The 10,906-nt window shown below is 63.4% G+C and carries 10 protein-coding genes and 1 pseudogene; 2 read left to right on the forward strand and 9 right to left on the reverse strand.

Annotation, left to right across the window (positions count from 1 at the left end; all coding sequences use genetic code 11):
• Positions 1–77: 77 nt before the first annotated feature.
• From ABFB10_RS23285 to ABFB10_RS23305, 5 genes and pseudogenes are all read right to left on the reverse strand, one after another.
• The gene (locus ABFB10_RS23285) at positions 78–1,628 is read right to left on the reverse strand and encodes an ABC transporter substrate-binding protein (RefSeq protein WP_347168565.1); all 1,551 of its coding nucleotides are present in this window, start codon (positions 1,626–1,628) and stop codon (positions 78–80) included.
• Between the two features lie 171 nt (positions 1,629–1,799).
• A complete protein-coding gene (locus ABFB10_RS23290; RefSeq protein ID WP_347168566.1) occupies positions 1,800–2,396 on the reverse strand; it encodes a GntR family transcriptional regulator in 597 nt (198 codons plus the stop codon).
• Positions 2,397–2,427: 31 nt separating this feature from the next.
• Positions 2,428–3,705, reverse strand: coding sequence for an ABC transporter ATP-binding protein (locus ABFB10_RS23295; RefSeq protein WP_430523069.1), 1,278 nt, complete (start codon positions 3,703–3,705; stop codon positions 2,428–2,430).
• 97 nt (positions 3,706–3,802) lie between these two features.
• Positions 3,803–4,120, reverse strand: a pseudogene (locus tag ABFB10_RS23300) (oligopeptide/dipeptide ABC transporter ATP-binding protein); the annotation flags it as partial.
• Positions 4,121–4,139: 19 nt separating this feature from the next.
• On the reverse strand, positions 4,140–4,748 hold the full coding sequence (locus tag ABFB10_RS23305) for an ATP-binding cassette domain-containing protein (protein ID WP_347168567.1): 609 nt from the start codon (positions 4,746–4,748) through the stop codon (positions 4,140–4,142).
• A gap of 371 nt (positions 4,749–5,119) precedes the next feature.
• Here ABFB10_RS23305 and ABFB10_RS23310 point away from each other — a divergent pair, with 371 nt between their 5' ends.
• Complete coding sequence (locus ABFB10_RS23310; RefSeq protein ID WP_206563614.1) at positions 5,120–6,094, forward strand: ABC transporter permease subunit; 975 nt, start codon at positions 5,120–5,122, stop codon at positions 6,092–6,094.
• 11 nt (positions 6,095–6,105) lie between these two features.
• Positions 6,106–7,035: an ABC transporter permease subunit gene (locus ABFB10_RS23315; protein ID WP_206563613.1), complete on the forward strand. Its 930-nt coding sequence runs from the start codon at positions 6,106–6,108 to the stop codon at positions 7,033–7,035.
• 78 nt (positions 7,036–7,113) lie between these two features.
• Here the strand turns inward: ABFB10_RS23315 and ABFB10_RS23320 are convergent, their stop codons facing one another.
• Genes ABFB10_RS23320 through ABFB10_RS23335 form a run of 4 tightly spaced genes read right to left on the reverse strand, consistent with a single transcriptional unit; the run spans position 7,114 to position 10,858 of the window.
• Entirely contained in the window at positions 7,114–8,592 is a 1,479-nt protein-coding gene (locus ABFB10_RS23320; protein ID WP_347168568.1) for an ABC transporter ATP-binding protein, read from the reverse strand.
• Positions 8,593–8,632: 40 nt separating this feature from the next.
• Positions 8,633–8,998: a hypothetical protein gene (locus ABFB10_RS23325; RefSeq protein WP_347168569.1), complete on the reverse strand. Its 366-nt coding sequence runs from the start codon at positions 8,996–8,998 to the stop codon at positions 8,633–8,635.
• Positions 8,999–9,000: 2 nt separating this feature from the next.
• Positions 9,001–10,554 carry an ABC transporter ATP-binding protein gene (locus ABFB10_RS23330; protein ID WP_347168570.1) on the reverse strand — a complete coding sequence of 518 codons (1,554 nt, stop codon included), beginning with the start codon at positions 10,552–10,554 and terminating at the stop codon, positions 9,001–9,003.
• A 52-nt stretch (positions 10,555–10,606) separates the two neighbouring features.
• Positions 10,607–10,858: a hypothetical protein gene (locus ABFB10_RS23335; protein WP_347168571.1), complete on the reverse strand. Its 252-nt coding sequence runs from the start codon at positions 10,856–10,858 to the stop codon at positions 10,607–10,609.
• Positions 10,859–10,906: the final 48 nt, after the last annotated feature.

The raw sequence follows: 10,906 nt of genomic DNA on the forward strand, positions 1-10,906 counted from the left end.
GTCGTGAAGGGCATTGCCGGAGGGGGCCGGAAAGAGGCAACGCCGGGGCAATCCGCCCCGGCGTTGCTGTCGGCGGGTCAGTTCAGCTTGGCATTGAAGAGATAGACTTTCTCGTCCGGGCGCGGGCTCCAGTCGAGGCGGTCGCTCACGCCATAGAAATCCGGCTGGAAGTAGAGGTGCAGCCAGGGGCCATCGTCGTAGAACACCTGAAGCATCTCGTCGATCACGGTGCGCTGCTCTTCCTCGGTTTCGGCGACGTTGACATCGGTCCAGCGGTCGAACCAACGGGGGTCGTCCCACTGGGTGTAGTTGGTGCCGGCGTCCACCGACGACAGGTCGGCCATATCGTAGAGCGGGCTCCACAGGGCGCCACCCGAACCGATGAAGTAGAGCGGACCGGCATTGCGTTCGCGGATGAGCGGGATGTAGACCGAGGACCATTCCATCAGGTCAAGCTCGATGTCCAGCCCCACATCGCCAAGGTACTGAGCGATAACCCGGACAACGCTGGCGTCGTTCAGGTAGCGGCCCGGTCCGGCCTGAAAGCGGATCTTGAAGCGCGTGCCATCCTCGCCGCGGGGCCAGCCGGCCTCGTCCAGCATGGCCTCTGCCTTGTCGGGATCATAGGGATAGGGCGAGAGGCTCTTGTTGTCGTTGGGCGGGTTCACGAGGCCGGTCATCCGCTCGCATTCGAAGTTGAGCAGTTGGCGGCAAATCGTCGGAACGTCCACCGCGTATTGCAGCGCGCGCCGGACCATCGGGTCCTGGATTGCATCGCCGCCGGGCTGTTTCGCCATCTCGTCGGACAGGTTGAAGCCGACATACATGCGCCGGGTGCCCTGGATTGCGACAACCTCGGCGCCTTCGCGGGCATTGATCGCGTCCATCTGGTCGGGGGCGAGGTTGGTGATGATGTCGACATTCCCGGCCATCAGTTCCGCGGCACGGGTCGAGGCCTCGGGGATGATCCGCCAGCGAAGGGTTTCAAAGGCCATGTCGGGGTCGACGCGCTCGAGCTCGATATAGGCGCCGGGCGACCATTCGGCGAGGCTGTAGGCCCCCGACCCGATCGGGCTCGTGGCCGCCTGATCGTGGCTCATCGCCTCGTAGCTGTCCTTGCAGTGGATCATGACCTCGGCGATCAGGCCGAAGGCAATGGGGTTCTTTTCCTTGAGGTTGATCTGGACGCGCAGATCGTCCAGCGCCTCGGCGCTGTCGAACTTGATCGACGAGAAGACGAAGCCCGGCGTGTTGCCGGTAAAGCCGTTTTCGGGGTCCCCGGCGCGGTTGAAGGAATAAGCCGCGTCTTCGGCGGTCAAGGCCTCGCCGTCATGGCAGGTCAGCCCGTCGCGCAGGGTGTAGATATAGCCAAGACCGTCCTCGGTGACTTCCCGCGACTCCGCAAGGTCCGGGATCTCTTCGCCCTCGGCGCTGATGCTCATCAGCGTGCCGAACACGTGGCGCGCGACGTTGGAATTGTCCCGAGAGGAGATTTGTGCGGGGTCCATGGTGGTGATGTCGGCGCTCAGGCCGACGACGAGGGTTTCGTCATTGGTCTGCGCCATTGCGGCGCTGGTCGCCAGAAGGCCTGCGCTTCCCGTCGCAAGCAAACGTTTCAAGACAGACATGTGGTCATCCTTTCACCTGTTGGTCATGTGATGCCCGACTTTGGCTTTTGATTTCTGTTCTAGTCGGGAGTTTGACCGGCCTGTCTGCCTTTGCGCATCAGGCCGGATGCTAGCCGGTGCCGGCAATCAGCTCCGGGTTGAAGTCTTCCAGATTTCGGGTGTGGATCGAGATCAACTCGACCGCGCGCTCTTCGTCGCCGGCTTCCAGCGCGTCGACGATAGGGGGTGGTTGGCGGCGATTTCGGTCAGATCGCGCTTGTCGCTGCGTCGCAGGGACATGATCTGGTGGATGCGCAGGTAGAGGTTGCCCCAGGTGGCAAGCAGCAGATCGTGGTCCGACGACTTGATCAGCGACCTGTGAAATGCCTCGTCCGCGGCGATCAGCGCCTCGCGGTCGCCCGCATCGGCGGCTCTCTGCATGGATGTGCAGGCATCCCGCAGGCTGGTGACAGGGGCTTTCTTCTCGATGATCCGCCTTGCGGCCATCACCTCGAAGGTTTCGCGCAGGCTGTAGATTTCCTCAACCTCGCGGGGCGTCAGCGGTTTCACCCGCTTGCCCTTGTAGGCGATGGTTTCGACCAGCCCGTCGTTTTCCAGTATCTGAATGGCTTCGCGGATCGGCGCGCGCGATACGTTCATCTGCTGCGCCAGAGCCGTTTCCACAAGCGGGGTGCCGGGCTTCAGGCGGCCATTCACGATCGCGTCCCGCAGGCGTTTTGCGACAAGCACACGCAACGGTGAGTTTTCGATGGGGGCGATGTCACCCACGGTCGAGGCGTCGTTCAGGGAGTCGTCTCTGTCATTTCGTGGCCCTCCAGCCAGACGTGGCATTGGCGTTGCAAGCGACCGGTACGCGGCCAGAAGGCCGCCTACGGTGCTTGATCCCCTTATAGCAAGGGCCGTGTCGAAAGTTCCGGCCACCGGAAGATCGTCGACTCGCGGATTGAATACGGTGTGGCTCCATGGCGACACCTTGTCGCCTATCGCTCTGCATTCTGTACGTTGTCGACAATGCGTAGGTGGACAATGGCCAGTATCCCTTGTTGGTGTCAAGTGTTCTTTGACGGCGGGTGTCAAGCGCGTCCGACCGGTGGCGCGGGGAGGCGCGGGTCAGCCCCTGTGGATGCAGGCACTCAGATGGCCGGGGGCGATCTCCTTCAGGGGGGACCACGTCGGCGCATTCGCTGGTTGCCATGGGGCAGCGCGTGCGGAACACGCAACCCGAGGGCGGGTTGATCGGAGAGGGGATATCCCCCTTGAGCAATGTCCGTTCGCGACGGCGGCCCGGTATCGGGCGGGGCACAGCGGACATCAGCGCCTCGGTATAGGGGTGGTTCGGGCGGGCATAGAGATCGGCAGCCGGGGCCTTTTCGACCACCTTGCCAAGATACATGACAATCACCTCGTCGCAGAAATGCTCCACCACCGCGAGGTCATGCGCGATAAAGAGCATGGTGAGTTGGAACTCCTGTGTCAGGTCTTGCAGCAGGTTGATCACCTGGGCCTGAATGGACACGTCCAGCGCTGAAACGGGTTCGTCTGCCACGATGAAATCCGGTTCGACGGCCAGCGACCGGGCGATGCCGATTCGCTGGCGCTGCCCACCGGAAAACTCGTGCGGGAACCGGTCGAGGTGGTCTGCGGTCAGGCCGACCTTGTCCATCAGCATCTCGGCGCGGTCGTCACGCTCCGAGGCGCTGCCGATCCTGTGCAGTTTCAGAGGATGGGTGAGGATCTCGCGGACCTTCTCGCGTGGGTTGAGGCTTGCGTAGGGGTCCTGAAAGATGATCTGCATCCGTTTGCGATAGGCGCGCAGTTCGGAGGGCGACAGCGCCATGATGTCGACGCCGTCCATCCGGACGACACCGGAGGTGGCCTGTTCAAGACGCAACAAGGTGCGCCCGACGGTTGTCTTGCCCGACCCGCTTTCGCCGACGAGGCCGACAACCTTGCCGCGCCCGATGTCGAAGCTGACGCCGTCGACCGCCTTTACCTGAGCCACGACGCGCTGAAGCACGCCGCCGCGAATGTCGAAGAATTTCCTGAGGTCCTGGACCTGTACCAGCGGTTCGGTCATGCGTCGGTCGTTCCTTCAAGTTCCAGTTCGCGCCAGCGCAGGCAGCGCACCAGGTGGCCGGCTTCCGATTCCAAAAGGGGGCGGTTTCCCGGCAGAGATCCGTCGCAAAGCCGCAACGCGGATGGAAACGGCAGCCCGCTGGAGTGTTGGTCAGCGGCGGGATGGTTCCCGGAATCGCTTCGAGTTTCTGATTTTTCAGCGAGGAGCCGAGTTTTGGGATCGAGTTCATGAGCCCGGCGGTATAGGGCATCCGGGGGCGCCCGAAGATGGTGTGCACATCGCCGGTCTCGATGACCTGACCGCAGTACATCACGACCACGCGATCCGCGACTTCGGCCACCACGCCAAGATCGTGGGTGATGAAGATGATGCCCATCCCCATCCGGTCCTGGAGATCCATCATCAGGTCCAGCATCTGCGCCTGGATGGTGACATCAAGCGCGGTGGTGGGCTCGTCCGCGATCAGGACACGCGGTTCGCAGGCCAGTGGCCATGGCGATCATCGCGCGCTGCCGCATGCCGCCTGACATCTCGTGCGGGAAGTTGTCCACCCGGCGCTTGGGTTCAGGGATGCCGACGAGGTCGAGCATGTCGATGGCGCGCGCCCGTGCCTTGGCCCTCGACAGGTTTTCATGCGCCATCACCGTTTCCGCGATCTGCGCCCCGACGGTGTGGACGGGATTGAGGCTTGTCATCGGTTCCTGGAAGATCATGCCGATCTCTTTGCCCCGGATCTTCCGCATCCCGCGCTCTGGCAGATGGGTGATGTCGCGCCCGGCAAGCTCTATGCTGCCTGCGGTGATCTGGCCCACGCCCTTGGGCAGCAGCCCCATGATCGACAGGCTCGTCACCGACTTTCCGGACCCGGACTCGCCGACGATCGCGACGGTTTCGCCGGGATTGAGATCAAAACTGACGCCGTCAATGGCCTGAACCGACAGCGCCTTTCCCAGCCTGAAGGTCGTCTGGAGATCGCGCACGCGCAAAAGCGGTGTCTGCGCGGTGGTGGCGTCTTGGCTGATGTCCGCGGGTTCCGGCATCATCGCGCTGTTTCCCGCAACGCGCCAGCCGCTTGCGCCATTGTCAGGCTCTGCAATGCTGTCATTTCTCTCCCCTGTTCCGCATCTCTAGGGTCCGCCGCCTCTGTTCAGCGTGCCAATTTTGATTTGGCTTCTTGACGCCGGTCGGTCCTGCGTGATTTCATTGGTCTACTGTCGACAATATGGTGGCTACCTTGGTGCAGGATAAGTTCTCTTGTCAAGAAGCACGGAACCCGGAGCGCGGGGATAGGCGGCAATGAACAACGGGGGTGACTGTGGGAGAGAGAAATGAGCGCCTGTACGGTGAACGGAAAACGCAAGCGTGGCGCGACAATGTCGGCCTGGCTTGTGACAACATCTGAGGGGCGGAACGGATGTCGACTTTCCTGATACGACGGCTCTGGCAGAGCGTGATTGTGATCATCGGTGTGACACTGATCAGCTTCGTTTCGCTTCAAATCGGAGGCGATCCGACCTACCTCTTTGTGTCCGAGGCCGCCAGTGCCGAGGAAATCCAAAGGGCGCGCGAGGCGCTGGGGTTCGATAAACCGCTGTATGTGCAATACCTCAGCTTCCTGTGGGATGTGCTTCACGGCGATTTCGGCACATCGCTCAGCTATCGCCAGCCGGCGATGGACGTGGTCCTGACCGCCATGCCGGCGACCATCGAGCTTACCGTCTTCTCGCTGGTTCTGGCCATTGCCCTGTCGATCCCGCTTGGCATCTACTCGGCGTTGAAGCGCGGCAAGCCGGTTGATGGCGGCATCATGACATTTGCCATGCTGGGGCAATCGATTCCCAACTTCTGGATGGGGATCATGATGATCATGTATCTGGGGCTGTATCTCAGCTGGTTCCCGATCTCGGGGCATGTGCCATTCCTGAAGCCCCTGTTGGAGGGCGACTTTTCCACCGCCTTCGGAAACCTGCCGAGCAGCCTTTACTACATGGTCATGCCGGCAGTTGCCGTGGGCTCCTACACTTTGGCGCGCAACGCGCGGCTGGTGCGCTCGTCTATGCTCGAAGTGTTGCAGCAGGACTACGTGCGCACCGCCCGCTCCAAGGGCATCCCCGAGCGGCGGGTGATCGTGCATCACGCCCTGCGCAATGCCTGGCTGCCGGTGGTCACGATGATCGGGCTGGAGTTCGGTTTCCTGCTGGGCGGCGTTGTCGTGGTCGAGACGGTATTCTCCTATCCCGGCATCGGGCGCCTTGTTTTCAACGCGATCAACCAGCGGGACATTCCCGTGGTCCAGGCGTCTGTGATCCTGCTTGCGGTGATCTTCATCCTGCTGAACCTGATCGTCGATCTTATCTACTCGCGCCTTGATCCGCGCGTGAAGCTCTGAAGGGGGCGAGCATGGCAAATGTCGAACCAACGGTACGGATGAAGATGGCACCGGCGCGCCGGGTGTCACACCGGCAGCGGGAAATGCGCCGTGCCTTCGCCAGCCTCGTGGCCAGCCGATGGGCGCTGGTGGGAATGCTGATCCTCTTCGTGGTGACATTCGTGGCGATCTTCGGATCATGGCTGGCCCCCTTTGATCCGAACCGGCAGAACATCATCATGCGCCTGATGGAGCCGGGCGCCGAGGCCGCGCGCGGCGGCACATACTGGCTGGGGTCCGACCATCTGGGCCGGGACGTGCTGTCGCGGCTGCTTTACGGGGCGCGGGTGTCACTGCTGGTGGGGGTCGCGGCCATCGTGGTCGGCGGGACGCTGGGCACGATGCTTGGCCTGGTCTCGGGCTACTTCGGGGGCTGGGTCGACGACGTCATCATGCGTCTGGGGGATATCCAGCTGGCCTTTCCCTTCATCCTGCTTGCGATCATGTTCCTGGTCGTGCTCGGGCCGGGACTGGGAAACATCATCCTCGTGCTGGGTATCGGGCAGTGGATCACCTATGCCCGGATCGTGCGCGCCCAGACGCTCAGCCTCAAGGAAAAGGAGTTTGTCGAGGCCGCGCGCGCGATGGGCGACGGTACGCTGTCGATCCTGTTCCGTACCATCCTGCCGAACATCATCGCGCCGCTGACGGTCATCGCCTCCTTCAACGTCGCCAGCGTGATCCTGTCGGAAGCGGCCCTGTCCTTCCTTGGGCTGGGGGTGCCGCCGGACGTGCCGACCTGGGGGTCGATGCTGTCCGAAAGCCGGGATCACCTGCTGTCCAACAAGTGGTGGCTGGCCGTCTTCCCGGGGATGGCAATTGTCTTCACGGTGCTCGCCTTCAATATCATCGGCGACTGGCTGCGCGATTTCCTCGACCCGAGGCTCAAGGAAAACAGCTGACGCGGGCTGAAAGGGAATGAAAAGGCGAAGGCCGCGCGAACAGTTCGCGCGGCCTTTTTGCATGGCGCTTGGCGCTGCCTAGGATGCGGAGGTCGTGTGAAGATCGTCCAGATCATCGAAGGAACCGGAGTTCATCCGGTAGAGCCGGGCGTAAAGACCGCCCCGCGCCACCAGTTGGTCGTGATTGCCCTGCTCGTGGACCTGACCCTCGCGCAGCACGACAATGCGGTCGGCGTTGCGGATGGTGGCCAGCCGGTGCGCGATCACCAGCCCGGTCCGCCCGGCAAGCAGCGTGGCAAGCGCCGACTGGATCTGGCGCTCGGTCTGGCTGTCGATCGAGGCGGTGGCCTCGTCCAGCACCAGAATGGGTGCATCGGCGACAAGCGCGCGGGCAAAGCTGATCAGCTGCCTCTGGCCCAGCGAGAGAGAGCCGCCGCGTTCGCCAAGCATCGTGTCGTAGCCTTCCGCCATCGCCGTGATGAAGCCATGCGCCCCCACGGCGCGGGCGGCGGCCTCGATGTCCTGGCGGGTGGCATCGCTTTTGTTGTAGCGGATGTTCTCGTAGACGGAACCGCTGAAGAGCACCGGCTCTTGCAGCACCATGGCGACCGCCCGCCCGAGCGATTCCTGCGTTATGTCACGCACATCCATGCCGTCGATCATCACCGCGCCGCCCTGAACGTCGTAGAACCGTTTCAACAGTGCCATGGCGCTGGATTTGCCGGACCCGGTGGGGCCGACCAGCGCGACGGTTTCGCCGGGCCGGACTCGAAAGCTCACCCCCTTGAGCACCGGGTGATCCGGGTTGTAGCCGAAATGCACCTCCCGGAATTCGATGTCACCCCGCAGCGGCGCGGGCAGTTCCCGCGCATCGTCGGTATCGGTGATCGCCAGCGGGACGTCGAGCACCTCGATCAGGCGTTGGCCCGAGGCCATGGCGCGTTGCATGACAGAGTACTGCAAGGTCAGAGAGCGGATCGGGTCGAAGAACCGCTGAACATAGAACAGGAAGGCCACGAGCACACCGACTTCGATATGGCGTTCCAGCACCAGCGTCCCGCCCAGCACGATGACAACGGCCATGGCAAATCCGGTCAGGCTGTCGACGATCGGAACCATGACCTGCGCAATCCGCGAGGCGCGGGCATGGGCGTTCAGCGTGCCTCTGGCCTTGTCGTCATAAAGCGTGAGGTTGACGGCCTGCCGGTTGCTGGCCTGGACCGTCCTGACGCCGTGGATGGCCTCGGCAAGGGCGCCATTTGTCGCCGAGTTCGCCTCGTGCGCGACGACAAAAGCCTCGCGCGCCCGTGGCAGCCAAACGACGCGGACGATGAACAGCACTGGCAGCACGCTGAGTGTGAGCAAGCCAAGCTGCCAGTCGAGCATGAGCATGGCTGTCACGATCCCCACCAGAAGCGCGAGGTCTCCCACAGACAGAACGGAGGTTTCCAGGAATTCCTGCATCGCGTTCACGTCGCCCTGCAACCGGGACATCAGCCGCCCGACCTCGGTCTTGTCGAGGAATGACAGCGAGACGCGCTGGAGATGACCGAACATCGCCGTGCGCAGGTCGAACAGGACGTTTTCCGCGACGCGGCTAGGCGGTGTTTTCCTGCAGGTAGCTCGCGATGAAATTGATCGCCGTCACCACGAGGAAGGCGATCATGGCGTGGGTCAGGGCGTTTTCGGTGCCGGGCTGGCCGCTCATCCCGGTGTCGATGGCATAAAGGGCAATCAGCGGAATGGCCAGCTGGGTGCCGGTGAAGGCGAGGACGGCGGCGACCGACACCCAGACCTGACGCCTGTAGGGCCGTACGAAATCCCAGATCCGCGCGACCGTGCTGCGGTCGAAGACGCGGCCGAACAGATCGCGTTCGATGCGGAAGGAGCCGACAACCGCACGGGGCGGGCGGCGACCGTCGTCACGGATGTCATTGCGTTCTACTTCGAGTTCTTCGGCCATGGTCACTCTGCCTCGGTCTCTGGCGCCGTCCCGGCACCGAATTGCAATTCATGAAGCGCCGCGTAGCGTCCGCCAAGCGCCAGCAGCGCGGCATGGGTGCCTGTTTCGACGATGCGCCCGTCCTCCATCACGAGAATGCGGTCCGCGTGCATCAGCGAGCTGAGGCGATGGGCAATGATGATGGTGATCCTGTCGTCCGCCGTGGCGGTCACGGCCTTGCGAATGCGGGCTTCGGTGCCCGCGTCGATTGCGGCGGTGGAATCGTCGAACACCAGGATCTCGGGATCCAGCAGCAGGCTCCGTGCGATGTTCATGCGCTGGCGTTGCCCGCCGGAAAGCGACACGCCCCGTTCACCGACCGCGGTTTCATAGCCGTCCGGCAGACCGGCGACGAACTGGTCGAGTTCGGCACGGTCGCTGGCCCGCCGCACCGCCTCGCGCGTGGCCCGGGGGTCGCCATAGGCGATGTTGTTCTCAAGGGAGGTGGTGAAGAGAAAGGAATCCTGCTGCGTCACCACGACCGCCCGGCGCAGCGAGCCAAGCGACACGTCGCGGATGTCCTGTCCGTCGATCAGGATTCGCCCCCGATCCGGATTGTGGTAGCGCGCGATCAGATGCGCGAGCGTGCTCTTGCCGCTGCCCGGCGGCCCGATCAGACCGATGGTCTCGCCGCGTCGCGCCTCGAAAGAGATGCCATCCAGCGAGGTTCTTTCCGCGTCCGGGTAGCTGTAGGTGAGGTCCTCGACCACCAGGCGTCCCTGTTCGACCTTCAGATCGGGGGCGCCGGTGCGGCTGGAGATCGCCGGCTCGAGATCCAGAAGCGCAAACAGCCGTTCGCCGCAGGTTGCCGTGCGCGCGAATGAGTTCACCAACATTCCCAGCTGGCGCACCGGCATCTGGAGGATCGTCATGAAGGTCAGGAAGGAGGTCAGCGTGCCGACGGTGATCTCGCCGGACCGGACCATTCCGCCCCCGACCCAGAGGACCAGCCCCATCGCGATCAGGAAGGAAAAGGTCATCGCCGACGTGTTGCGGACCCTGATGCCCACCCGGTCATGTGCAAGGGTCAGGGCGCGCGCGGAGACGGCATGGTATTTTTCCATTTCGTAGGGCTGGGCGCCGAAGGCCCGGACGACCCGCGTCGAGGAGAGGTTTTCCTCCATCACCCGGCTGAGATCGGACAGCCTGTCCTGAAGCTCCAGCCAGGTGCCCCGCAGGCGCAACTGGGTCACCGAGGACCGCCAGGCGACGAAGGGCACGAAGCTGAGCGCGAGAAGCCCGAGTGTCAGCGACGTGGATAACAGCATATAGCCGCCAAGACCGATAAGCAGCGTCAGCAGGATCAGCCGTATCAGCCCGGTCGAGAAGAACATCCGCACCGCTTCCAGATCGAGCATCCCAAGGGTGATCAGATCCCCCGAATGCATGCGATTGTGGAACTCGAAGCTGAGGTTCTGGATGCGGTCGTAATAGGCCAGCCGCAGCGCATAGGCCGTCTGGTGCCCGACATATTCGCTGAAGTAATTCTGAAGGGTGGTAAAGAACCCGCGCAGCACCGAGGCCCCGAGCACAAGACCCGCAGTGATCGCAAGGGCCCGGACCGCGCCGTCATTCCCCGCGCCGGTCAGGCCACTGGGTCTGGTCGACGGCCCGCCCCAGCAGGACCGGGATCGCCAGTTGCATGGCCGCGGCGAGGGCGGTCGCCAGCGCCGCCGTCGCGACCGCGCCGGGATGGCGCAGGGCCAGGCGGGTGACCCGTGCAATGTTGCGCATTCCGCCCGACCAGGATGCTGTGTCGGCAGGCTGCATGACCTCGGCAGGTGATGGCATCTCGCTGTCTCCCATGAAGTGTGCCGACACGCACCGATCCGCCCGACCGGCGGTCGGGCGGATCTGGCAGTTCGTCGA

Origin of the sequence: Ponticoccus litoralis (genome assembly GCF_039769985.1) — a bacterium.
GTDB classification, from domain to species: Bacteria; Pseudomonadota; Alphaproteobacteria; order Rhodobacterales; family Rhodobacteraceae; genus Ponticoccus; species Ponticoccus litoralis.

Bases quoted from the DNA above. Each gene is read 5' to 3' on its own strand.
- ABFB10_RS23285 (WP_347168565.1), bottom strand. From the start codon at position 1,628: ATGTCTGTCTTGAAACGTTTGCTTGCGACGGGAAGCGCAGGCCTTCTG.
- ABFB10_RS23295 (WP_430523069.1), bottom strand. From the start codon at position 3,705: ATGACCGAACCGCTGGTACAGGTCCAGGACCTCAGGAAATTCTTCGAC.
- ABFB10_RS23305 (WP_347168567.1), bottom strand. From the start codon at position 4,748: ATGATGCCGGAACCCGCGGACATCAGCCAAGACGCCACCACCGCGCAG.
- ABFB10_RS23310 (WP_206563614.1), top strand. From the start codon at position 5,120: ATGTCGACTTTCCTGATACGACGGCTCTGGCAGAGCGTGATTGTGATC.
- ABFB10_RS23315 (WP_206563613.1), top strand. From the start codon at position 6,106: ATGGCAAATGTCGAACCAACGGTACGGATGAAGATGGCACCGGCGCGC.
- ABFB10_RS23320 (WP_347168568.1), bottom strand. From the start codon at position 8,592: ATGTTCGGTCATCTCCAGCGCGTCTCGCTGTCATTCCTCGACAAGACC.
- ABFB10_RS23325 (WP_347168569.1), bottom strand. From the start codon at position 8,998: ATGGCCGAAGAACTCGAAGTAGAACGCAATGACATCCGTGACGACGGT.